The following is a 23128-nucleotide window of genomic DNA, read 5'->3' on the forward strand; positions in this document are numbered from 1 at the left end:
CTCAGCGGCCGCCGCTGACATTCAGGATCGCGCCCGTCGTATAGGACGCGGCATCGGATAAAAGATAGAGGACCGCACCGGCGACTTCATCCGCCGTTCCCGCCCTTTTCATCGGCAGCAGATCGCGGAACCGTTCTATCCGGTCCGGCTGGCCTCCGGAGGCGTGGATGTCGGTGTCGATGATGCCCGGCCGCACCGCGTTGACGCGAATGCCTTCCAGAGCCACCTCGCGGGCGAGGCCGATGGTGAAGGTGTCGATGGCGCCCTTGGAGGCGGCATAGTCGACATATTCGCCCGGCGAGCCCAGCGTCGCCGCCGCCGACGAGATGTTGACGATCGCACCACCCGACCCGCCATGCCGCGTCGACATGCGCTTCACCGCCTCGCGAGCGCACAGGAACGAGCCGATGACATTGATGCGCATCATGCGTTCCAGCCGCGCGACATCCATCTCGTCGACGCGCGCCTTGACGTCGACGATGCCGGCATTGTTGACGAAGGCGTCGAGGCGGCCAAAGGCGCGGTCGACGGCGCCGAACATGGCCACGATATCGGTTTCCTTGCCGACATCGCCCCTGACGGCAACGGCTTCGCCGCCGCCGTCCTTGATTTCGGCGACCAGCGCATCGGCGGCGGCCTTGTTGGAGGCGTAATTGACCGCGACGCGATAGCCCCCCTCCGACCCAAGCCGGCAGATGGCGGCGCCGATGCCGCGGCTGCCGCCGGTGACCAGCAGCACTTTTTGCGTCGCGCTCATTCCTGGCATCCCTTCAGCGAACACATCGGACGGCACTTTCGAAAATCCGCCGCCGCCACGCGCCCGGGACTGCCTAAGCACCGGCCCGAGATCGGGCAGGATCAGCGTCTTCGGCGCCTCCACTCCCTCGGCCGGCAAAAGCCCGACAGTGCCCTTGTCGTCGGACGTGTAGATGACGCCGTTCCACAGCGTGCAGGCGGCAAGCTCCTCGCCGGTCACGTCGCCTTCCGGGCACTTGTACATCAGCGCGCCGTTCGGCCGCGCAACATCCGTGGTCCACATGACGATGCCGTTCAGCACCACATCGTTGTCGAGGATCAGCCGGAAACTGTTGGTGACAACAGCCGATGTGCCGGTCGGGGTAAAATCGATCTCGCTGCCGCTCTGGCTATCCCCATAGACGGCGAGTTCGATCGGGCAGGCGGCTTGGGCGGCTGCGGTAGCCATCACGATACCGATCATCAGCACAACCCGTTTGGTGGCTCCAAGCAAACGCGCCATCATTGGCCGCTCTTTGCCGCAAGCCGCCATCCGACCGCCTCACAGATCGAGCACCAGCCGTTCCGGATCCTCCAGGCTTTCCTTGACCCGCACCAGGAAAGTCACGGCTTCCTTGCCGTCGACGATGCGGTGGTCGTAGCTGAGCGCCAGGTACATCATCGGCCGGATCACGATCTGGCCGCCGACCACGACCGGCCGGTCCTGGATCTTGTGCATGCCGAGAATGCCCGACTGCGGCGCATTGAGGATCGGCGTCGACATCAGCGACCCGTAGACGCCACCATTGGAGATGGTGAAGGTGCCGCCCTGCATGTCGGCGACCGACAGCTTGCCGTCGCGCGCGGCGATGCCCAGCCGGCCGATATCCTTCTCGATCTCGGCGATCGACATCTGGTCGGCATCGCGCACGACCGGAACCACGAGACCCTTTTCGGTGCCGACCGCGACACCGATATGGGCATAATTCTTGAAGATGATGTCGGTGCCGTCGATCTCGGCATTGACCGAGGGGATTTCCTTCAGCGCGTGGGTGACCGCCTTGGTGAAGAAGCCCATGAAGCCGAGCTTCACGCCGTGCTTCTTCTCGAAAACGTCCTTGTACTTGGTCCTGAGCGCCATCACCGCCGACATGTCGACTTCGTTGAAGGTGGTCAGCATGGCGGCGGTCGACTGCGCCTCCTTCAGGCGGCGCGCGATGGTCTGGCGCAGCTTGGTCATGCGCACGCGCTCCTCGCGCGATGCATCGTCGCCCGACGACGGCGCCCGAACCGCGATCGGTGACGGCGCCGCCTTTGGCGTCTCGGCCGGCTGCGACGGCGCACCCTTGGAGATGGCATCCAGCACGTCGCCCTTCAGCACCTGGCCGCGCCTGCCCGAGCCGGAGAGCTGGTCGACCGACAGATTGTTCTCGGCGATCAATTTTGCCGCCGCCGGCGCCGGCGGCATGGTGCGCGGCTCGACCGGTCCGGCATCGCCGGCAACCTTGGCGGTCTCGGCCGCGGCCTGCTTGGTGGTGGATGCCGCGTCGGGGCTGGACGCCTGCGCGACCGCTTGCGGCTTGGTCGCGGGAGCAGCCGCGCCACCGGCCGAAATCGACCCGAGCAGGGCGCCGACGCCGACCGTCTCGCCTTCCCCAACCGTGATTTCACCGAGCGTCCCGGCGGCGGCGGCGGGCACCTCTATCGTCACCTTGTCGGTTTCGAGCTCGACCAGCGGTTCGTCGGCGGCAATGGCATCGCCGACCTTCTTGAACCATTTGCCGACGGTCGCTTCGGTGACGGATTCGCCGAGTGTGGGAACGCGGATTTCGGTAGCCATTGTGCCTGTCCGTTCTTTCGGTTCTGTTCTGCTTATTCGCCGAGCGCGTCTTCGAGCAAGGCGGCGAGCTGGGCGAGGTGCTTCGACATCAGCCCGGTCGCCGGCGAGGCGGCCGCCGGACGGCCGGTGTAGCGCACCCGCTGATGCTTGGCGTCGATATGCGCCAGCACCCATTCCAGATACGGATCGATGAACGACCAGGCACCCATGTTCTTGGGCTCCTCCTGGCACCACACCATCTCGGCGTTGCGGAAGCGTGACAGCTCGGTGATCAGCGCCTTGGCCGGGAACGGATAGAGCTGTTCGACGCGCAGCAAGTAGATGTCGTTGATGCCGCGCTTCTCGCGCTCTTCATAGAGGTCGTAATAGACCTTGCCCGAGCACAGCACGACGCGGCGGATCTTGGAATCCTTGGTCAGCTTGATCGCCTGGTTGGGCAACAGCTGGGCGTCGTCCCACAGCAGCCGGTGGAACGAGCTTTCGCCCGAGATTTCCGGCAGCGTCGACACCGCCCGCTTGTGGCGCAGCAGCGACTTCGGCGTCATCAGGATCAGCGGCTTGCGGAAGTCGCGCTTCAGCTGTCGGCGCAAGATGTGGAAGTAGTTGGCCGGCGTCGTGCAGTTGGCGACCTGCATATTGTCTTCGGCGCAAAGCTGCAGGAAGCGCTCCAGCCGAGCGGAAGAATGTTCCGGGCCCTGGCCTTCATAGCCATGCGGCAGCAGGCAGACGAGGCCAGACATTCTGAGCCACTTGCGTTCGCCCGACGAGATGAACTGGTCGAACACCACCTGGGCGCCGTTGGCGAAGTCGCCGAACTGCGCCTCCCACAGCGTCAGCGCCTTCGGCTCGGCCAGGCTGTAGCCATATTCGAAGCCCAGCACCGCTTCTTCCGACAGCATCGAGTTGATGACTTCGTAACCGGCCTGCGCCGCCGACAGATTGTTGAGCGGGATGTAGCGGGTCTCGTCGCGCTGGTCGTAAAGCACGGAATGGCGCTGCGAGAAGGTGCCGCGCTCGGAATCCTGGCCAGAAAGCCGGATCGGATTGCCGTCGAGCAGGATCGCGCCGAAGGCCAGCGCCTCGGCCGTCGACCAGTCGATGCCTTCGCCGGACTCGATCGCCTGGCGCCGGTTTTCGAGGAAGCGGATGATCGTCTTGTGCGCTTCGAAACCCTTCGGCACCTCGGTCAGCTTCTTGCCGATTTCCTTCAGCGTCTTGACCGGTACCGCTGTCTTGCCGCGCCTTGTCTCGTCCTGGTTGTCGGCCGTGCGCAGGCCTGACCAGGCGCCGTCGAGCCAGTCGGCCTTGTTGGGCTTGTAGTGCTGGCCGACTTCCCATTCGGCTTCCAGATGCGCGCGCCAGTCGGCCTTCATCTGATCGAGCTCGGCCTGGGTGATGTGCCCTTCCGCGATCAGGCGATCGCCATAGATTTGCACCGTCGTCTTGTGGGCGCGGATGTTGCTGTACATGAGCGGCTGCGTGAAGGCCGGTTCGTCGCCCTCATTGTGGCCGAAGCGGCGGTAGCAGAACATGTCCACGACCACCGGCTTATGGAACTTCATGCGGAATTCGATCGCCACCTTGGTGGCGTGCACCACAGCCTCCGGATCGTCGCCATTGACGTGAAAGATCGGTGCCTCGATCATCTTGGCGACATCGGACGGATAGGGCGATGAGCGCGAGAAGCGCGGATTGGTGGTGAAGCCGATCTGGTTGTTGATGATGAAGTGCAGCGTGCCGGCGACGCGGTGGCCACGCAGGCCCGATAGGCCGAGGATCTCGGCGATCACGCCCTGGCCGGCGAAGGCGGCGTCGCCATGCAGCAAGAGCGGCAGCACCTTGGCCCGCTCTTCCAGCGGCACGATCTCCTCGCGGCCGCGGCCGAACAGGGAATCCTGCTTGGCGCGCGCCTTGCCCATCACCACGGGATCGACGATCTCCAGATGCGAAGGGTTCGCCGTCAGCGAAAGGTGAACCTTGTTGCCGTCGAACTCGCGGTCCGACGAGGCACCGAGATGGTACTTCACGTCGCCCGAGCCCTCGACCTCGTCGGGGGCCGCCGAGCCGCCCTTGAATTCGTGGAAGATGGCGCGGTGCGGCTTGGCCATCACCTGGGAAAGCACATTGAGGCGGCCGCGATGGGCCATGCCGAGCACGATCTCCTTCATGCCGAGCTGGCCGCCGCGCTTGACGATCTGCTCCAGCGCCGGGATCAGCGATTCACCGCCGTCGAGACCGAAGCGCTTGGTGCCCTTGTACTTGACGTCGATGAACTGCTCGAAGCCTTCCGCCTCGACCAGCTTCTGCAGGATCGCCTTCTTGCCGGTGGCGGTGAACGAGATCTCCTTGTCGGCGCCCTCGATGCGCGCCTGGATCCAGGCCTTTTCCTCGGGATCGGAAATATGCATGAACTCGACGCCGAGCGTCGAACAATAGGTGCGGGTGAGGATCTCCAGCATTTGCCGGATGCTGCCGAATTCGAGCCCCAGCACATTGTCGAGGAAGATCGGCCGGTCGTAGTCGGCTTCGGTGAAGCCGTAATTTTCCGGCGACAGTTCGTTGTAATCCTCGAGCGTGTTGATGCCGAGCGGATCGAGATTGGCGTGCAGATGGCCACGCATGCGGAAGGCGCGGATCATCATGATGGCGCGCACCGAATCGCGTGTCGCCTGGTGCACATCGGCGTCGGACAGCACGACACCGTTGGTGACGGCCTTGTCCTTGACCTTCTTTTCCAGGTGCTTTTCGACGATGCCCCAATTGCCGTCCAGCGCCGACACCAGCTCGCCATTGGCCTGCAGCGGCCAGGATGGTTTCGCCCACGAAGCGCCCTTGGCGTTCCTGCGCACATCGCCGGCATCGTCCTTCAGTCCGGCGAAGAACTCCTGCCACTCGGGATTGACCGAGGCGGGATCGTCCTCATACGCCGCGTAGAGAGCGTCGATGTAATCGGCATTGCCGCCATAAAGGAAAGAGGTGAGCGAAAATTGGTCGTTGGCCTGATCTTGTCTTGCCATGTCGTTTCAGCGGAGCCTGGCTCCGTCTCCTTTCGAGGGAACGGTGAGTAGCCGGTAGTGAGTGGAAAATGGAATTTTCCACTCAGTTGCTACTCACCCGTTCTTCCCTTCTTCACTACTGACTACCTGCTACTCACTACTGGCTTAACCCTTGATCGCCTCGACCAGCGTCGTGCCCAGCCGCGCCGGCGACGGCGAAACTTTTATCCCGGCCGATTCCATCGCCGCGATCTTGTCTTCCGCCCCGCCCTTGCCGCCGGAGATGACCGCGCCCGCATGGCCCATGGTGCGTCCGGCCGGCGCCGTGCGCCCGGCGATGAAGCCGGCCATCGGCTTCTTGCGACCACGCTTGGCTTCGTCCTTGAGAAACTGCGCGGCGTCTTCCTCGGCCGAACCGCCGATCTCGCCGATCATGATGATCGACTTGGTCTCATCATCGGCCAGGAACATCTCGAGCATGTCGATGAACTCGGTGCCCTTGACGGGGTCGCCGCCGATGCCGACGGCGGTGGTCTGGCCGAGGCCGACATTGGTGGTCTGGAACACAGCCTCATAGGTAAGTGTTCCCGAGCGCGAAACAACGCCGACCGAGCCCTTGCGGAAGATGTTCCCGGGCATGATGCCGATCTTGCATTCGTCGGGGGTAAGCACGCCCGGGCAGTTCGGTCCGATCAGCCGCGAGGCCGAGCGATCGAGCCGCGCCTTGACCTTGATCATGTCCATCACCGGAATGCCTTCCGTGATGCAGACGATCAGCGGGATCTCCGCCTCGATCGCCTCGATGATGGCTTCCGCGGCGCCCGCCGGCGGCACGTAGATGACGGAGGCGTTGGCGCCTGTCTTTTCCTTGCCTTCGGCGACAGTGGCGAAGATCGGCAGGCTCTCGCCTTTCGAGCCCGTCCAGGTCTCGCCGCCCTTCTTGGGATGGATGCCGCCGACCATCTTTGTCCCGTGATAGGCCAGCGCCTGCTCAGTATGGAACGTACCGGTCTTGCCGGTCAGGCCCTGCACCAGCACCTTGGTATTCTTGTCGACGAGAATGGACATGGCCGCCCTTTTTAAAAACCGTTGATCGAGGAAGGCGAGACGCGCCGGTAGACGCCGCTCACCATGTCTTGCCAGTCATCGCTGCCGGCAAGTTTGAAATGCAATCGCATGCGGTAGGTGTCGGCATCGTCGAAAACATACGTCACCCTCGCAAAGCCGCGCGGCGACGATCGCTCCAGTACCAATTCGCTGCCGTTCCATGTGCCCGTGGCGGGCGAGGACGGCACAAAGCCCATCGAATCGAACTGGTGCATGGTGACGACGCTGTTCTGCTGGTCGAAGCCGAATACATTGTGCGCGCCGAAGGAGACCGTGCCATCGCGGCGCTGCTTATAGCGCTGCACCACGAACAGACCGCCGAACTGCGCTTCCGCTGTCACTTCGCTCGTCGCCATGCCGCCATCGGCCCACTGCGTATCCGCGACCTCCTCCTCGCCGCGCCAAGCACCGACCAAAGCCTGCAGGAGCTGGTGATCGGCCGAGAGCGAAGAGAAGGGCGAGGCGTTCATCGGTCAGAGCCGCTTCAGATCGGCGACCGTCAGATCGCTCTTGGCATTGCCGGTGTTGAGTGTCGTCGCCGGTTCGAACATCAGCACCACCGGCTCTGATGTCAGCGAACGCGGCCGATGCTCGACGCCGCGCGGTACGACGATGAAGTCGCCCTCGCCGAGCTCGATCGGCCCGTCGCGAAAATCAATGGCGATCCTGCCGCGCAGCACGAGGAAGGCTTCGTCTTCATTGTCATGCGCATGCCAGTCAAAGACCTCGCCGAACTTGGCGACCTTGGCCTGGCTGTCATTCACGTCGCCGGCGATATGCGGATCGAAGACCTCAGTGATGGTCCGATCCGCCGCCTCGACCAGGTTTATCTTGCGTGGAGGCACCGGCTCAGCCCTTCACCGCCGCCACGATCTTCTTGGCCGCGTCGTCGAGATCGTCGGCCGAGACGACGTTCAGGCCGCTGTCGTTGATGATCTTCTTGCCAAGCTCGGCATTGGTGCCTTCCAGGCGCACGACCAGCGGCACCTTGAGCCCGACTTCCTTGACCGCGGCAATCACACCCTCGGCGATGATGTCGCACTTCATGATGCCGCCGAAGATATTGATCAGGATGCCCTTGACCGCCGGATCCCTGGTGATGATCTTGAACGCCGCCGTCACCTTCTCCTTGGAAGCGCCGCCGCCGACATCGAGGAAGTTGGCGGGTTCGGCGCCATAGAGCTTGATGATGTCCATCGTCGCCATGGCAAGGCCGGCGCCGTTGACCATGCAGCCGATATTGCCATCGAGCGCGACATAGGCGAGGTCGTATTTCGACGCCTCGATCTCCTTCTCGTCCTCTTCTGACGTGTCGCGCAGTTCGAGCACATCTGGGTGGCGAAACAGCGCGTTGTTGTCGAACGACACCTTCGCGTCGAGCACGCGCAGATGCCCATCCTTCATGACGATCAGCGGGTTGACCTCGAGCAGGCTCATGTCCTTCTCGACGAAGGCCTTGTAGAGGATCGGGAACAGCGTGCCGCCGTCCCTGGCCGCGTCGCCGTCGAGCTTCAGCGCATCGTTGAGCGCCTTGACGTCCTCAGCCGTAACGCCCTTTTCCGGATCGATGGCGACGGTGATGATCTTTTCCGGCGTGTCGTGCGCGACGCCCTCGATGTCCATGCCGCCCTCGGTCGAGACGACAAAGGCGATGCGGCCGACCGAGCGGTCGACCAGAATGGAGAGATAGAGTTCGCGCTCGATGTCGGCGCCGTCCTCGATATAGAGGCGGTTGACCTGCTTGCCGGCCGGGCCGGTCTGCTTGGTCACCAGCGTGTGGCCGAGCATCTCGTTGGCGTTGGCGACCACCTCGGCGACGGACTTCGCCAGCCGCACGCCGCCCTTGGCGTCGGGGCCGAGTTCCCTGAATTTGCCTTTGCCGCGGCCGCCGGCATGGATCTGGCTCTTCACCACATAGAGTGGGCCGGGCAGCGCCTGTGCAGCGGCTTCCGCCTCGCTTGCCTTGAAAACCGGCACGCCTTCGGCCACCGGCGCGCCAAAGCTCTTCAGCAGCGCCTTGCCTTGATATTCATGGATGTTCATCGGGAACTATCTCCAGGTCGTTTTGCCGGGGTGACGTTTGGGCGGGTTATTTCGAGGCGAGCTGCGGCGCGATCTTGACGCAGGCCTCGGTCAGGCCCTGCACGGTCGCCACCGATGCCTCGAACATCTTCTGCTCGGCCTTGTTAAGGTCGATCTCGATGACGCGCTCGACACCGCCGGCGCCGATCACCACGGGCACGCCGACATAGGTACCCTTGACGCCATACTGGCCGGAGAGGTGTGCCGCGCAAGGCAGCACGCGCTTCTTGTCCTTGAGATAGGATTCGGCCATCTGGATCGCCGAGGCCGCCGGCGCGTAATAGGCCGAGCCGGTCTTCAGGAGGCCGACGATCTCGGCGCCGCCGTCACGGGTGCGCTGCACGATCTGGTCGAGCTTTTCCTTCGAGGTCCAGCCCATCTTGATCAGGTCGGGAAGCGGAATGCCCGACACCGTGGAATAGCGGATCATCGGCACCATGGAATCGCCGTGGCCGCCGAGCACGAAGGCGGTGACGTCCTCGACCGAAACCTTGAATTCCTCGGCCAGGAAGTAGCGGAAGCGCGCGCTGTCGAGCACGCCGGCCATGCCGACGACATGGGTCTTGGGCAAGCCCGAAAACTTCTGCAGCGCCCACACCATGGCGTCGAGCGGATTGGTAATGCAGATGACGAAGGCCTTCGGCGCGTACTTCTTCAGTCCTGCGCCGACCTGCTCCATGACCTTCAGGTTGATGCCCAGCAGGTCGTCGCGGCTCATGCCCGGTTTGCGCGGCACGCCGGCGGTGACGATGCAGACATCGGCGCCCTCGATGCCGGCATAGTCGTTGACGCCGGTCAGCCGAGAATCGAAACCATCGACCGGCGACGACTGCGCGATATCGAGCCCCTTGCCTTGCGGGATACCCTCGGCGATATCGAACAGGACCACGTCGCCGAGATCCTTGAGGCCGATCATGTGGGCGAGCGTGCCGCCGATCATGCCAGAGCCGATAAGCGCTATCTTGTTGCGTGCCATGTGAGGATGATTTCCCTTTGTCTGTGACGCGCCAACACGGCGTCGAGGAAGAGGCCGGACTGCTGCGGGGAACCGCGAATTTCCCGCACCCAATAACTCTGGTGCGGAATAAATTCAAACGATTATTTCGACCCCTGCAGTTTCAATCGGTTAGTGTCTTCGGGATTTACGTAAACGTCAAAGTTTGTAAGCCGACTTGGGAGAATTTACACAATGGCGATTGAGATCAGAAGGCTTTATCCCGGAGATGACGCCCTTGTGATGCGGATTGCCGACGACGTGTTCGACCAGCCGGTGCGGCCCGATCGCCTGGCAAGCTATCTCGCGCAATCGGGCCATTTCATGATCGTGGCCCTGGCCGAGGACGTTGTCGTCGGCCAATGCGCGGCGGTCATGCACCGCCATCCGGACAAGGCGACCGAACTCTATGTCGACGAGGTCGGCGTCTCGCCAGCCTTCCAGCGCCAAGGCATCGCGCGCGGAATGCTCGACGCCATGTTCGCGCTCGGCCGCGAGCATGGCTGCGAAGAGGCCTGGGTCGGCACCGAGCCGGACAATCTGCCCGCCCGCGCACTTTATGAGGGGCGCAAGGAGGCGCATGGCGAGGCGGAGACCTTTGTGATGTACGTCTATCGGCTGTAGCGATTGGCCGACGCCTCCGGTCCTTCCAGGACGACGACACGATGGCGACCGCTCAATTTGGCGCGAGTCCGCTCAAATTTGGCGCGAGCGGATGAAGGCCGCGAAGGCTGACAGGCTATCGCGAATTGCCCGCACGTTTGCCGGCTCTCGCAGGATACTTTCAACCTCCGCCGGCTTCTTGCCGAGGAGCGAGACCTCGAGCATGGCTTCTTCGCAAAGCGCGAACGACATGGTGCGCATGATCTCCGCCAGCCCCGTGCGGGCGTAGAGCGAGCGTGGCGAGGCGTGCGCCAGCATCGCCGGCTTGCCGACGGCGGCGTCACGCGAGACCAGCCAGTCGAGCGCGTTCTTAAGCCCGCCAGGCACGCCATGGGCATATTCGGGACAGGAGACGACGACACCGTCCGCGCCGGTGACGGCCTCGATCAGATCGGAGGCCTCACGCGGCGTCCGCTCGCCCTCGTCGTCGGGATTGAAGATCGGCAGCCGGCCAAGCCCGTCATAGACGGTGACGCGACAGCCCGCTGGCGTGTTCAGCGCCAGTGCCGCGACCAGGGCCGAATTGGTGGAGGCCGCCCGCAGGCTGCCGGATATCGCAATGAGGTTGAGCAAGGCGGACCAGTCCAGACGAATCGGGGGCCGACAACCCTACCACATCGTCTGTTTGTACTCGCCATCGAGCCAGCGGTCGGTCGCCTCGGCCGAATCGGCCAGTGCCAACTGGTCGCGCAGGATCTGGCCGAGCGTCGGCAGCGTGGCGCGATCATGCCAGCTGTCGGGCTTCCACAAATCGGAGCGCATGAAAGCCTTGGCGCAATGCATGTAAGCGGCCTTGACCACTATCACGATAACGCTTTGCGGCTCCTTGCCGCCGACCGCAAGGCGCTCGCGCAAGGTGGCATCGACGGTGATGCGGGCATCGCCATTGACGCGCAGCGTCTCGTTCATGCCTGGTATGAGGAAGAGCAGCCCGACCGAGGGATTGCGGATGATGTTTTCCAGCGTATCCAGCCGGTTGTTGCCGGGCCGGTCGGGGATGGCGATGGTGTTCTCGTCGAGAATGGCGGCGAAGCCGGGCTTGTCGCCTTTCGGGGTGACGTCGGCATTGCCTTCGCCATCGGACGAGCCGATCAGCACGAATGGGCTCTTGCCGATGAAGGAGCGGCAATGGGCGTCCAGCGCCTTCAATTCCTTGCGGATCGAGCCATCGGTCGGGCGCGGCGTCTTGTAGATCGTCCGCAGATCCTCCTGGGTGGTGACGAATTCCATGGCTCTCCCCTTTACAGCCCTATTTCCCGACTTTCTCTTCGCCGCCGGCCTTGTCGTCCAGCGAGTGGCGCAGGATCAGCGGCATCTGGCTGAAGGTGAAAAGAAGCGTGATCGGCATGATGCCCCAGACCTTGAACGTAACCCAGGCGTCGGTGGAAAAATTCCGCCAGACGACTTCGTTGACGAGGGCCAGGAACAGGAAGAACAGGCCCCAGCGGAAGGTGAGCTTGCGCCAGCCTTCGGCATCGAGCTTGAATGCGGACTCGAAGACATAGCCGAGCAGCGAGCGGCCGAAATACAGGCCGCCAAGCAGCACGCCGCCGAACAGCGTGTTGACGATGGTCGGCTTCATCTTGATGAAGATATCGTCCTGCAGATAAAGCGTCAGCGCGCCGAAGATGAAAACGACGACCCCCGACACCATCGGCATGATCGGCAAGGTGCGGGTGAGCAGCCATGAGGCGATCAGCGCGATGGCGGTCGCGGCCATGAACAGGCCTGTGGCGACGAAGATCGGGCCGCCGAATTCAGCCAGCACGGGCAATTTCTGCGTCAGCCACTCGCCGCGCGCATTGGCGAAGAAGAAGACGAGCAGCGGCCCGAGCTCCAGCGCCAGCTTGAGCACGGGATTGATGCCTTCCTTCTTCTCTTTCTGCGGGTCGGACGGATCGCGTTCGAGAATGGGTGGGTTCATGGTTTCCTTCTAACGCACGATCCAATCCGGAAGCCTCACTTCCGGCATCGTGCCTTGTTCAAGCCACTCCAGCGATCGCCCTGGCGAATTCGCTTGCGGAAAACGGTTCGAGGTCGTCGACCTGTTCGCCGACGCCGATGAAATAGACCGGCAATTTATGTTTTGCCGCGATCGCCACCAGAATACCGCCCCGCGCCGTGCCGTCCAGCTTGGTCATCACCAGGCCGTTGACGCCGGCGATATTGCGGAAGATCTCGACCTGGTTGAGCGCGTTCTGGCCGGTCGTGGCGTCGACCGTCTGCAGCACGGTGTGCGGCGCTTCGGGATCGAGCTTGCCCAGCACGCGGACGATCTTTTCCAACTCCGCCATCAGTTCGGTCTTGTTCTGCAGCCGGCCGGCGGTGTCGATGATCAGCACGTCGGAGCCGGCTTCCTTTGCCCGCTCGAAGGCATCGTAGGCGAGACCGGCGGCGTCGGCGCCGAGCTTCGAGGCAATGACGGGCGATTTCGTTCGTTCGCCCCAGATCTTCAGCTGTTCGATGGCGGCGGCGCGGAACGTGTCGCCGGCGGCCAGCATCACCGACAGGCCGCCATCGGTCAGCTTGGCGGCGAGCTTGCCGATGGTCGTGGTCTTGCCGGTGCCGTTGACGCCGACCACCAGGATGACATGCGGCTTGTGCGAGAGGTCGAGCTCGAGTGGTTTCGCGACCGGCGCGAGCACCTTCTCCACCTCGGCCGCCATGACGGCGCGCACTTCGGTATCGGAAACATCCTTGCCGTAGCGGCTGGAGGCCAGTGAATCGGTGACGCGCAGCGCCGTTTCGACGCCGAGATCGGCGCGGATCAGCACGTCCTCCAGGTCCTGCAGCGTCTCCTCGTCCAGCTTGCGCTTGGTGAAGACGCCGGCAATGTTGCCGGTCAGTTCGCGCGAGGACCGGGCTAGCCCGTCCCGCATGCGCTGGAACCAGGATTGCCTCGGCGCCGGTTCCGGCGCCTTCTGTGGCTCGGCCTTCTGCTCGACCTTCCTGGCGACCGTCACCTTGCCGGGAACGGGTCTTGGCTCCGGGGTGGGCCGCGGGACCGATTGAGGCTCGGGCGCGACCTCGGCAACGACCGGCTGCGTCTCGACCGGTGCAGGCTGGCGAATGGGAGGGGCGATTTCAGCTGGTGGCGCTTCGAGCGCCGCTTCGACGGCAGGTCCGCGCTTTCCTTCATGCTCTCCCCGCAAACCGGGCGAGGGTGGTGCTGAAGCCCCTTCCTTCGCCCCGTCCCTATACGGGGAGGTGCCGGCAGGCGGATGAGGGGCAGCGCCGGCCCCTGAAGGCTGCTCGACGGCGGCCGCCGACGGAGGCACTTCAGCCGGCGACGCCGACGGCACCTCGACCGGTGCGGGTATCTCGGCCGGCACTTCGACTGGCGGCGTCGGCACTTCGACGGGCGCGGGTTCCGGTCGCCTCTCCGGACGCGAGGGAACGATCTCCGGCTCCGATGGCGCCGGCGGGATCTCCTGCGGCTGGGGTTCGGGTGTGGGCTCGGGAGCAACGGGCGGCGGCGGGACCTCTTCGGGCGCGGGCGGTTCAGGCGTTTCGGGCGTTTCGGGCGCGGGTGCCGGTTTCTCTTCCGGCGCAGGCTCCGGCTGCCGCTCCGGTTCTGACGGAACCGTCGGCTCCGGCGCGGGCGGAATGGTCGGCGCAGGCTCGGGTGTGGGTTCCTCGGGTGTGGGTTCCTCGGGCTGCGGCCCGGGCGCGGCCTCGACCGGAGCAGGCACGGTCGCCGGCGCGGCTTCCGCCACAGGCTCCTCGCGCTTCAAAAACTCCGGCAAGGCCTGCTCGGCCGCCGGCTTCAGCGCGTCGAGCTGGTCCCATTTGATCGGCGGCAGCGGGGCGGTCTCGTCGATGCGCTCCTCGACCACCTCCTTCTTGCCGAACGAAAATATCTTCTTGAAAAAACCAGCCATGCTTTTGTGTTCTCAGGCGGCGCGGGCGGCAAGGGGGGTGGCTATGAGCCTGATCCCGTCGTGGCCGGTTATATCAGCCTCGACGATCTCTCCCGGCGCGCCGGTGCCGAGTGCGGCAAGCGTGAACCCTTCGGTGCGGCCAAGGCCGTCGCGCTCGATCAGGACCGACTGACGGCTGCCGGCGAGCGAGGACAGATGGCGCTGGTAGGCCGCTTCGCCGGCGGCGCGCAACCGGGCGGCGCGCTGCTTGACCAACTCGCGGCGGACCTGCGGCATGCGCGCGGCGGGTGTGCCTTCGCGCGGCGAAAACGGGAAGACGTGGAGATGGGTCAGGCCGCACTCCTCGACGATCTCCAGCGAATTCTCGAACATGGCTTCGGTCTCGGTCGGGAAACCCGCGATAATGTCGGCGCCGAAGACAATGTCGGGCCGCAGCTTGCGCACATCCTCGCAAAAGCGGATCGACTGATCGCGCAGATGCCGGCGCTTCATGCGCTTCAGGATCATGTCGTCGCCCGACTGCAGCGACAGATGCAGATGCGGCATCAGCCTGGGTTCTGTGGCGAGCGCATCGAGCAAGTCGTCGTCGGCCTCGATCGAATCGATGGAGGACAGCCTAAGCCGCTTTACGTCGGGCACCTGACGCAGGATGGTCTTCACCAGCTTGCCGAGCTTCGGCGCGCCTGGCAGGTCGGCGCCGAAAGACGTCATGTCGACGCCGGTCAGCACGATCTCGGCGTAGCCGTTGCCCGCCAGCCGCTTGACCTGCTCGACCACGGCGCCCATCGGCACCGAGCGCGAATTGCCGCGGCCATAGGGGATAATGCAGAAGGTGCAGCGATGGTCGCAGCCATTCTGCACCTGCACGAACGCACGGGCCCGGCCCTCGATGGCGTCGACCATGTGGCCGGCGGTCTCGCGCACCGAAAAGATGTCGTTGACGCGCGCCTTCTCGGTGTCGTTGACGCCGAAATCCGGCAGCGCGCGATAGGAATTGGCCTTCAGCTTCTCTTCGTTGCCAAGCACGAGATCGACCTCGTCCATGGCGGCGAATTTTTCGGGCTCGGTCTGCGCGGCGCAGCCGGTGACGATGATGCGCGCGGCCGGGTTGTCGCGGCGCGCCTTGCGGATCGCCTGCCTGGCCTGGCGCACCGCTTCGCCAGTGACTGCGCAGGTGTTGAAGATGACGGTGCCGCCATCCAGCGCGCCGAGGCCGGCATTTTCGGCCTCGCGCCGCATCACTTCGGACTCATAGGTGTTGAGACGGCAGCCGAAAGTCACCACGTCGATGCAGCCGGGCTCCTTCGCCACGTCGACGTCCTTGGCAAGAGCGGACATCACGCCGCGCTTTCGGTGTCGCGGGCCCATTGTCCGGTCGACGGATCGAAGCTGCCGGAAAATTCCCACTCGGCCGCGCCGGTCAGGATGACGTGGTCGTCCTCGCGCCACTCGACATGCAGCGTACCGCCGCCGGGGGTCAAAAGATTGACGCTGCGGCCCGTGCGCCTGGTGCGCGCGGCGGCAACCACAGCCGCGCACGAGGCGGAGCCGCAGGCCTTGGTCAGCCCGGCGCCACGCTCCCAGGTGCGGATGATCATCGAGTCGGGCGAGGTCACCTGCGCGATGGTTATGTTGGCGCGCTCAGGAAAGATCGGATGGTTTTCGAGCAGCGGGCCGAAACGATCGAGTTCATAAGTCCAGACATCGGCGTCGACCCAGAAGATGGCGTGCGGGTTGCCCATCGAGACCGCCGAAGGCGAATGCAGCACCGGCGCGTCGATCGGGCCGACCTGCAATTCGATCATGCGGGTGTCGCGGAACTCCTCGGCCAGCGGGATGTCGCGCCAGCCGAAGCGCGGCGTGCCCATGTCGACCGAGATCGAGCCGTCCGCGTGTTCGCGGGCGTTCAAGATCCCGGCCACGGTTTCGAAGGTGAAGGTCTTCTCGCCGGTCTCGGCGGCCAGCGCCTGGACGACACAGCGCATACCGTTGCCGCAGGCCTGCGCGCCCGACCCGTCGGAATTCAGGATGTCGACGAAATAAGCGGTGCCCGGCGTCCTGGCGTCGTGGATCGCCATGATCTGGTCGAACCGCGTCGAGGCATCGGCGTTGAGCGCGATGGCAGCCGCGGCCGTCACCCGATCCGCACGGCCACGCATGTCGGCAACGATGATCTCGTTGCCGATGCCATTCATCTTGGCGAAAGGGGCCGTGCCTGCCATTGCTCCGAAATTCCATGTCCGTTCGGCGCTATATGGCGGAAACGGGCAGGAATTACCAGTGCGCAGCCGCTTTCACGGCGAAGGTGCGGGACTTACGTCACCGCAAAGACCCCAAGCAAGATCAACAGGAAGATGATGAGCACGATGCCGATGAGAATGCGCGCGCCAGTGGCGGCCGCGCCCGCCAGCGCCGGCATGCCGAGCAGGCTCGCCGCGGCGGCGATGATCAGGAGAATGATGATCCATTTGAGCATGGGAAAGCCTCGCAAGCCGGACACATTGAAACCGGTTGAAAAACGCGGCTGTCGTGCTTGGGTTCCCGATGCCGGGAGATAGCGTCGGCGATGTCGAGGCAGCCGAGGTCGTAGAAAGTGCAGTTCTGATTGATGAAGACATTACGCCCGACGCGGATTTCGTCCCCGCCGATGCCGTCTCCCATCGGACATCGGTGGTTTTCCCGGCATCGCCTCAGCCGGCGATCTCGATATCGGTGCTGAAGGGGGCCGTCTTGCTCGAATTCTCGTCATGCATGACGAAGTCGCACCGGTATTTGCCGGCCGGCAGGCCGTCGAGGGTAAGGTCGAGTTTGAAGAACAGTTCGCGATTGTGCGAGCGAGAGGCGATCTGAACACGGCCGACCTTCTCCATTGTGCCGAGCGTTTCGCCGGCTGCGGACACGATGGTGATGTCGACAGAGAGCGCGATCATGCTGTTGCCGAGGCCGTCCTTGCCGTAGCCATAGCCGACCGGCTCCATGTACAGCACGATTTTCTCGCCGGGCTTGTAGATGTGGTTGGCGCGCTCGCTGTAGATACCGAAGCCGGAGGCCGTGTCGACTTGCTTGACGTTCAGGACGCCAAGCGGCATCGCTTGCCAGAGCGCTTCCTGGGCGCTGCTGAATTTCTCCAGCGCACCGGCGCCATCACCCGACTGGAGCAGCTTCTCGGCCTCGGCCGCCCGATCGCTGATCTCGCCCGCGAAAGCCGCCGGCACAGAGACCGCCAGCGCCAAAAGACCTGCCATGATTGACTTCATCTGATTCCCCCTATCCTGTCCGCGGATGACCATCAGCGAAAACCATGGCAGCGTAAACGGTCATTCCAGCCATCGAGGCGATCATATCCGGGGCACTTCCCAGATCTCGCCGGGTCGCAAGGCGCGAAAGCGCTCCTGTGGGATGCCTCGGCCGTCCAGCGCCTCGGCCAGCTTCCGCACCGGTTCGTCGAACGGCTCGTCGGTGAGCTGGAACGTGCCCCAATGGCAGCCGGCGGCGAAGGCTGCGTTGCACAACGACATGCCCTGGACCGCTTCCTCGGGGTTCTGGTGCTGCGGCGCCATGAACCAGCGCGGCTCGTAGGCGCCGATCGGCAGGATGGCGAAGCGGAAGCCGCCATGCCTCTCCGCCATCAGCCGGTAGTTGATGCCGCCGTGGAAGCCGGTATCACCGGCGAAATAGATTTTTCCGCCCGGCGTCTCGATGACGAAGCCGGCCCACAGCGCCATGCGCCGGTCGCGCGCCCCGCGCGCCGACCAGTGATGCGCGGGCTCGACGTGGATAGCGGTGCCGTCGGAGACATCGACCCTGTCGCCCCAGTCATGCGCGGAAAGCCGCATCCCGGGCACCGCGGCGGCGATGATGGCATCGTTGCCGAGCGGCGTCACCACCAGCGGATCGTGCTTCTCCTGCAACTGCCTCAGCGTGGCAAGGTCGAGATGGTCATAGTGGTTGTGGCTGACCAGCACGAGGTCGATCGCCGGCAGATCGCCAAGGGCGATACCCGGCGGATTGACGCGCCTGGGTCCGGCAAAGGAGAACGGCGATGTGCGCTCCGACCAGACCGGATCGGTAAGGATGTTCAGCCCGGCTGTCTGGATCAGCAAGGTCGAATGGCCGACCATGGTCACGATCAGATCGGCGCCTTCGACCGCCGCCGCCGGCTTTGCCTGCGCAAAGGGGCTCGGGCTGGCAGCCGGCCATTTCGAGCGCTGGCCGCTGAACTGCCATTTCAGCAAATCCTTGAAGGGGCCGGGCATCCGGCCGCCGGGATTGAAGAACAGGCTGCCGTCGAAATGGTCGCTGGGCGGGCCGCTGTAGTAGCGGTTGGCGGCTTTCTTTCTGGCGGCCAAGGTCTGCGCTCCGGCGGGTTTCGGTGAACTCTTTGTTTTCACTCAGTTCCCAGGGGGAAAGTGCTGCGCGTTTTCCCGGGGAAATCGCCGCACACCTTTCCTGGAATTGGCCATAGACATAAGCCCTGACGCGCCTGGCGCAAGCGTTTGCCGGCCGAAGGCCAAGGGCGGCAAGGCGGTCTCGGCTAGGATCGCGGCATCAGGAGGAAGACGCCATGGCGATGAAGCGGACCAAGACACCCTGGATGAAGGCCGAGGATTTCGGCCGCTCGCTGCCGCGCGGCATCGGCGTCAATCTGCTGGTATCGGACATGGCGGCGATGGAAGCCTTCTGCGGTGACGTGCTTGGCGCCCGCATCGTCTATGCCGACGAGGATTTCGCCGCGCTCGAGCTTCTGGGATCGGTGTTCATGCTGCATGCGGACCATTCTTATCTCGACAATCCCATGACGGGCTCCATCGCGGGTACGGAGACGCGCGGTGCCGGCATCGAACTGCGTCTCTATGGCGCGGAGCCCGACGCGATCGAGGCGGCGGCGCTGGAGCATGGCCACATCGTGCTGGCCGGCGCGATCGACAAGCCGCATGGTCTGCGCGAGTGCTATATCGTCGGACCGGACGGATATGTGTTCGTGCCGAGTGCGCCGCTCGCCGGGTGAGTGCGATAAATTTGCAACAATTCATACCACAAACCCTATTTTAACCATATCGGGTTGAAATTTCGCCACCTTCTCCATCTTGGTGGAGGTGAAATTGCGCGGACGGTTTCCCCCCAGCCGGATCCGACGGAGGTTGTAATGAATTTTTCGAAAGGCGGCCTGGTGGCCGTATCCCTGGCGGCACTCGTTGCGAGCGGCTGCTCAACCTCACGCTTCTCGTCGATGGACGACCAGCAACCGGCGCCGCTGCAGCCAGCCCCCGCCGGCCAGGTGAGTTCCAACCAGCTGCCGCCGCCGGCCTCACCCGGCACCACCGACCCGTCGCGGTTCCCCACCGCGCCGGCCAACACGCAGGTTGCTTCGCTGCCGCCGGACGGCGCGGCGCCCGCGGGTGCCGCCGATCTCAGCGCGGCGGCCGTCGCCGGTGTCTGGAACGTCAGCGTCTCCGGCCAGAGCTGCAAGGTGGCGACGCCGCAGACCAAGTTCGGCGCCGGTTTCCGCGCCGGGCCGCTGCATTGCCCGGCGCCGATCGACGGCATCAAGTCGTGGAACGTCGCCGGCAAGCAGCTGACGCTTTATGACGAGAATGGCGGTTCGCTGGCGCGGCTCTATTCGTCGGGCGGCTTGAAATTCGACGGCCAGACTTCCAACGGGCAACCGATCTCGCTTACGAGGTAGGAGATGCCGACATTCAGGTGATGCCGGCGGCGTGACCTCGATCTCGGCGCACCCTTTCTCTGGGCATCCTGCTCTGAACAATGACGTGATCGATGCATCTGCGTGACGGCCTTCAGACACATCCGACCGTCCGGCAGCGCTACGACCATCTGGTGGTATCAGGCGCGATCGAGCGCGATGCCGCGCAGGAAGAGATCGCCGCCGCGCTCGACCGGCTGACCGTCGAGATCTCGGCCAAGCGGCTGGCGCACAAGTCCAGTGCACTGGGCTGGCTGTTTGCGCGCAAGCGCGAGACGCATGAAGCTGTCAAGGGCCTCTACATCCATGGCGGCGTCGGCCGCGGCAAGACCATGCTGATGGACATGTTCTTCGAGCTCCTGCCGGTCAGGCGCAAGCGCCGTGTGCATTTCAACGACTTCATGGCCGATGTGCAGGACCGTATCCAGAAACACCGGCAGGCGCGCAAGGAAGGCACGGTCAGGGAAGACGATCCGATCCCGCCGGTGGCCAAGGCGCTCGCCGAGCAGGCCTGGGTGCTGTGTTTCGACGAGTTCTCGGTCACCGACATCGCCGACGCCATGATCCTGTCCAGGCTGTTCTCGGCACTGTTTGCCAACGGGGTCGTACTGGTGGCCACCTCGAACGTGGCGCCGCAAGACCTTTACCGTGACGGGTTGAACCGCCAGCTTTTCCTACCGTTCATCGCCATACTGGAACGCCACGCGCAGGTGCTGTCGCTGGACAGCGACAAGGATTACCGGCTGGAAAAGCTCGCCCGTACGCCGGTCTATGTCACGCCGGCCGATGCGGCGGCCGACCAGGCGCTCGACGAGGCCTGGCAGGCGATGACGCGCGGTGCGCCGACGGCCGAGACCTCGCTGACGCTGAAGGGACGCAAGGTGGTGGTGCCGGCCGCCGCTGGTGACGCGGCGCGTTTCACCTTCGCCGACCTTTGCGAAAAGCCGCTCGGCGCGCGCGATTACCTGGCGATCGCCGGGCGGTTTTCGACTGTTTTCATCGACCGTGTGCCGGTACTGGGCGAAGGCAAGCGCAACGAGGCCAAACGCTTCATCCTGTTGATCGACACGCTTTACGACCATCATACGCGGCTGGTGGTGAGCGCCGAGGCGCCACCGCACGCGCTTTATGTGGCCAAGCGCGGCGTCGAGGTGTTCGAATTCGAGCGAACCGCATCGCGGCTGATCGAGATGCAAAGCCGCGACTGGCTGGAGAGCTGGGCGAAGCGCCGGCCGGGTGAAGGTACGGTCGGCCGACGCACGGCAGGCGCGGATACGGCCGCCGCACCTTCACCGTCCTGAGCAGAGCCCGGATTTGCGGCGCTCATCGCGCCTTGGGATTATTTCTTGCCTCTCAACGTCTCCACGTCGGTCTTGCCGACATACCAGTCGCGGGCGTTGACTTCCTCGAAGACCACCCAGACATCGTCGTTGCTAAGCCCGGTGGCGTCCATGATGGCCGCCGTGACTTTCCTGGCGATGTCAGCCTTCTTGCCGGCCGGATCGGCGGCGATCACTTCCTTGACGATGCGGATGTTGACGAATGGCATGACGCCCTCCCCTTGAATTGTGTCTGATACCGCCGACATGCGGCTTCGAACTCCGCCCCGGCGAACCGCAGGATGGTGGCTCCGGAAGCCGCGGCGAAGCGGGCGCTGTGGCTACCCGCAAAACGGCCAATAAGGGACGCCAGAGAAGCGTTTCCAGCAGACTCAATAGGTCTTGGCCCCATTCACCATCAGCCGCACCGAATAAAGCGAGGTGGTGCCGGCGATGTAGAGACAGTTCAGCTTGGCGCCGCCGAAAACGCAATTGGCGGTCACCTCCGGCACCTTGACCTTGCCGATCAGCGTGCCGTCGGGATCGTAGCAATGGATGCCGTCGGCGGCACTCGTCCAGATGCGCCCATCGGCGTCGAGCCGGAAGCCGTCGAACAGTCCGGCCGTGCAGTCGGCGAACACCTTGCCTCCGGAAACCTTCTTGCCGTGCTTGCCGACGTTGAACACCCGCATATGCGCCGGGTTCTCGGCGCCATGCGTGCGGCCGGTGTCGACGACATAGAGCAGGCTTTCGTCGAGCGAGAAGGCAAGGCCGTTCGGCCTGACCATGTCGGTGATGACAGCCTCGATATCGCCCGTGTCGGGATCGACCCGGTAGACATGGCAGGCGCCGATTTCACTCTCGGCTTTGTCGCCCTCATAGTCGGTGTCGATGCCGTAGGTCGGATCGGTGAACCAGATCGAGCCGTCGGACTTCACCACCGCGTCGTTGGGCGAGTTCAGCGGCTTGCCCTTCCATTTGGCGGCGATGGTGGTGATCGAGCCGTCATGCTCGGTGCGGCTGACGCGCCGGCCCGAATGCTCGCAGGTGACCAGCCGGCCTTGCCGGTCGACGGTGTTGCCGTTGGAATTGCCGGAGGGCTGACGGAAGACACTGACTCTGCCGTCCGTCTCGTCGTAGCGCATCATGCGGTTGTTCGGAATGTCCGACCAGACGACATAGCGGCCGGCGGCGAACCAGGCCGGCCCTTCCGCCCACCGGCAGCCGGTGAACAGCTTCTCCACCTGCGCGTTGCCGTTGAACAGGCGCCCGAAACGCGGATCGAGAACTTCATAGTAATCTGCGGCCGCCATGTTTCCTCCAGGCATCAGGTGACATTGGATCAAGCCAGCCCGCAATCGATCTGGCAAGACGGGGTAACGCTAATTTGTAAGACAAAATGGGAGGCGGCTCGCCTGCCGGCCCGGGCCGCGCGTCGTGCGGGAGCTTAGGAAGCCATTAACCGGCTATGCGCTGGCTGCAATGGTGCATTGCAACATCTTCTTTTTGCAACGCACCATTCCTATGTCATGATCCGTACCGATCAAGGGAGGAAGAAACGGCCGCGCCGAATGCGGCACAGAAGGAACCTTGCTATGATCTTCAACGACCTCGTGACCCGCGCTCGCACCAGCATCGCCAAGCGCAAGCACTACAATCGCCTCATCGCCGAAATCGACAGCTTCTCCAGCCGCGATCTGGCCGACATGCGCGCCGACCGTTCGGAAATGCTCTACCAGATCCACAAGCAGATCTACGGCTGAGCAACCCATCACGTTTGTCGTCCTCGGGTCGCCGCGACGGAGCT

The 23128-nt window shown here is 64.1% G+C and carries 24 protein-coding genes; 5 read left to right on the top strand and 19 right to left on the bottom strand.

The features are described 5' to 3' along the window. Nucleotide 1: 1 nt before the first annotated feature. From LB557_RS23230 to mdh, 8 genes are all read right to left on the bottom strand, one after another. The gene (locus LB557_RS23230; protein ID WP_224642711.1) at nt 2–757 is read right to left on the bottom strand and encodes an SDR family oxidoreductase; all 756 of its coding nucleotides are present in this window, start codon (nt 755–757) and stop codon (nt 2–4) included. A gap of 540 nt (nt 758–1297) precedes the next feature. Then, complete coding sequence (gene odhB, locus LB557_RS23235) at nt 1298–2575, bottom strand: 2-oxoglutarate dehydrogenase complex dihydrolipoyllysine-residue succinyltransferase (protein ID WP_224642662.1); 1278 nt, start codon at nt 2573–2575, stop codon at nt 1298–1300. Nucleotides 2576–2607: 32 nt separating this feature from the next. Continuing rightward, nucleotides 2608–5592, bottom strand: a complete 2985-nt coding sequence (locus tag LB557_RS23240; RefSeq protein ID WP_140618313.1) for a 2-oxoglutarate dehydrogenase E1 component — start codon at nt 5590–5592, stop codon at nt 2608–2610. 144 nt (nt 5593–5736) lie between these two features. Continuing rightward, a complete protein-coding gene (sucD, locus tag LB557_RS23245; RefSeq protein ID WP_023784122.1) occupies nt 5737–6639 on the bottom strand; it encodes a succinate--CoA ligase subunit alpha in 903 nt (300 codons plus the stop codon). Nucleotides 6640–6650: 11 nt separating this feature from the next. Beyond that, nucleotides 6651–7148 (bottom strand): DUF1579 family protein, encoded by a 498-nt coding sequence (locus LB557_RS23250; protein ID WP_141906778.1) that lies wholly within the window; start codon nt 7146–7148, stop codon nt 6651–6653. Nucleotides 7149–7151: 3 nt separating this feature from the next. Next, a complete protein-coding gene (locus LB557_RS23255) occupies nt 7152–7523 on the bottom strand; it encodes a cupin domain-containing protein (RefSeq protein WP_015315011.1) in 372 nt (123 codons plus the stop codon). A gap of 4 nt (nt 7524–7527) precedes the next feature. Beyond that, on the bottom strand, nt 7528–8721 hold the full coding sequence (gene sucC / locus LB557_RS23260; RefSeq protein ID WP_140712255.1) for an ADP-forming succinate--CoA ligase subunit beta: 1194 nt from the start codon (nt 8719–8721) through the stop codon (nt 7528–7530). Nucleotides 8722–8767: 46 nt separating this feature from the next. Next, the gene (gene mdh / locus LB557_RS23265; RefSeq protein WP_015315009.1) at nt 8768–9736 is read right to left on the bottom strand and encodes a malate dehydrogenase; all 969 of its coding nucleotides are present in this window, start codon (nt 9734–9736) and stop codon (nt 8768–8770) included. Between the two features lie 213 nt (nt 9737–9949). Between mdh and LB557_RS23270 the strand changes: the two genes are divergently transcribed. After that, complete coding sequence (locus LB557_RS23270; RefSeq protein WP_224642664.1) at nt 9950–10378, top strand: GNAT family N-acetyltransferase; 429 nt, start codon at nt 9950–9952, stop codon at nt 10376–10378. A 72-nt stretch (nt 10379–10450) separates the two neighbouring features. Here LB557_RS23270 and LB557_RS23275 read toward each other — a convergent pair whose 3' ends face one another. The 9 genes from LB557_RS23275 to LB557_RS23315 all read right to left on the bottom strand — a co-directional run bounded on the left by LB557_RS23275 (nt 10451) and on the right by LB557_RS23315 (nt 18647). Continuing rightward, entirely contained in the window at nt 10451–10990 is a 540-nt protein-coding gene (locus LB557_RS23275; RefSeq protein ID WP_224642666.1) for an NADPH-dependent FMN reductase, read from the bottom strand. A 36-nt stretch (nt 10991–11026) separates the two neighbouring features. After that, complete coding sequence (locus tag LB557_RS23280; RefSeq protein WP_224642668.1) at nt 11027–11647, bottom strand: pyridoxamine 5'-phosphate oxidase family protein; 621 nt, start codon at nt 11645–11647, stop codon at nt 11027–11029. A 19-nt stretch (nt 11648–11666) separates the two neighbouring features. Beyond that, the gene (locus LB557_RS23285) at nt 11667–12341 is read right to left on the bottom strand and encodes a septation protein A (RefSeq protein ID WP_015315005.1); all 675 of its coding nucleotides are present in this window, start codon (nt 12339–12341) and stop codon (nt 11667–11669) included. Between the two features lie 58 nt (nt 12342–12399). Then, nucleotides 12400–13818, bottom strand: a complete 1419-nt coding sequence (gene ftsY, locus LB557_RS23290; protein WP_411970567.1) for a signal recognition particle-docking protein FtsY — start codon at nt 13816–13818, stop codon at nt 12400–12402. A gap of 492 nt (nt 13819–14310) precedes the next feature. After that, a complete protein-coding gene (gene mtaB, locus LB557_RS23295) occupies nt 14311–15636 on the bottom strand; it encodes a tRNA (N(6)-L-threonylcarbamoyladenosine(37)-C(2))-methylthiotransferase MtaB (protein ID WP_140822844.1) in 1326 nt (441 codons plus the stop codon). After that, the gene (gene dapF / locus LB557_RS23300; protein ID WP_140618301.1) at nt 15636–16520 is read right to left on the bottom strand and encodes a diaminopimelate epimerase; all 885 of its coding nucleotides are present in this window, start codon (nt 16518–16520) and stop codon (nt 15636–15638) included. Before dapF ends, mtaB begins: the two co-directional genes overlap by 1 nt. Before the next feature lie 92 nt (nt 16521–16612). Continuing rightward, nucleotides 16613–16774, bottom strand: coding sequence for a DUF1328 family protein (locus tag LB557_RS23305; protein WP_015315001.1), 162 nt, complete (start codon nt 16772–16774; stop codon nt 16613–16615). Nucleotides 16775–16988: 214 nt separating this feature from the next. Beyond that, the gene (locus LB557_RS23310; protein WP_224713099.1) at nt 16989–17543 is read right to left on the bottom strand and encodes a hypothetical protein; all 555 of its coding nucleotides are present in this window, start codon (nt 17541–17543) and stop codon (nt 16989–16991) included. 93 nt (nt 17544–17636) lie between these two features. Beyond that, nucleotides 17637–18647, bottom strand: a complete 1011-nt coding sequence (locus LB557_RS23315) for an MBL fold metallo-hydrolase (RefSeq protein ID WP_224642674.1) — start codon at nt 18645–18647, stop codon at nt 17637–17639. A gap of 215 nt (nt 18648–18862) precedes the next feature. On the opposite strand from LB557_RS23315, the gene LB557_RS23320 reads away from it, so the two are divergent. From LB557_RS23320 to zapE, 3 genes are all read left to right on the top strand, one after another. After that, nucleotides 18863–19306, top strand: a complete 444-nt coding sequence (locus LB557_RS23320) for a hypothetical protein (protein ID WP_015314998.1) — start codon at nt 18863–18865, stop codon at nt 19304–19306. Between the two features lie 138 nt (nt 19307–19444). Continuing rightward, the gene (locus LB557_RS23325; protein WP_224642676.1) at nt 19445–19984 is read left to right on the top strand and encodes an AprI/Inh family metalloprotease inhibitor; all 540 of its coding nucleotides are present in this window, start codon (nt 19445–19447) and stop codon (nt 19982–19984) included. Between the two features lie 92 nt (nt 19985–20076). Then, nucleotides 20077–21303: a cell division protein ZapE gene (gene zapE, locus LB557_RS23330; RefSeq protein ID WP_224642678.1), complete on the top strand. Its 1227-nt coding sequence runs from the start codon at nt 20077–20079 to the stop codon at nt 21301–21303. 38 nt (nt 21304–21341) lie between these two features. Here the strand turns inward: zapE and LB557_RS23335 are convergent, their stop codons facing one another. Both LB557_RS23335 and LB557_RS23340 read right to left on the bottom strand, forming a co-directional pair. Next, nucleotides 21342–21551 (bottom strand): tautomerase family protein, encoded by a 210-nt coding sequence (locus LB557_RS23335; RefSeq protein ID WP_015314995.1) that lies wholly within the window; start codon nt 21549–21551, stop codon nt 21342–21344. A gap of 162 nt (nt 21552–21713) precedes the next feature. Beyond that, nucleotides 21714–22634, bottom strand: a complete 921-nt coding sequence (locus LB557_RS23340) for an SMP-30/gluconolactonase/LRE family protein (RefSeq protein ID WP_224642680.1) — start codon at nt 22632–22634, stop codon at nt 21714–21716. Between the two features lie 282 nt (nt 22635–22916). Between LB557_RS23340 and LB557_RS23345 the strand changes: the two genes are divergently transcribed. Then, on the top strand, nt 22917–23084 hold the full coding sequence (locus LB557_RS23345) for a hypothetical protein (RefSeq protein ID WP_015314993.1): 168 nt from the start codon (nt 22917–22919) through the stop codon (nt 23082–23084). Nucleotides 23085–23128: the final 44 nt, after the last annotated feature.

The organism is Mesorhizobium sp. BR115XR7A, from assembly GCF_020165315.1.
Lineage (GTDB): Bacteria > Pseudomonadota > Alphaproteobacteria > Rhizobiales > Rhizobiaceae > Mesorhizobium > Mesorhizobium australicum.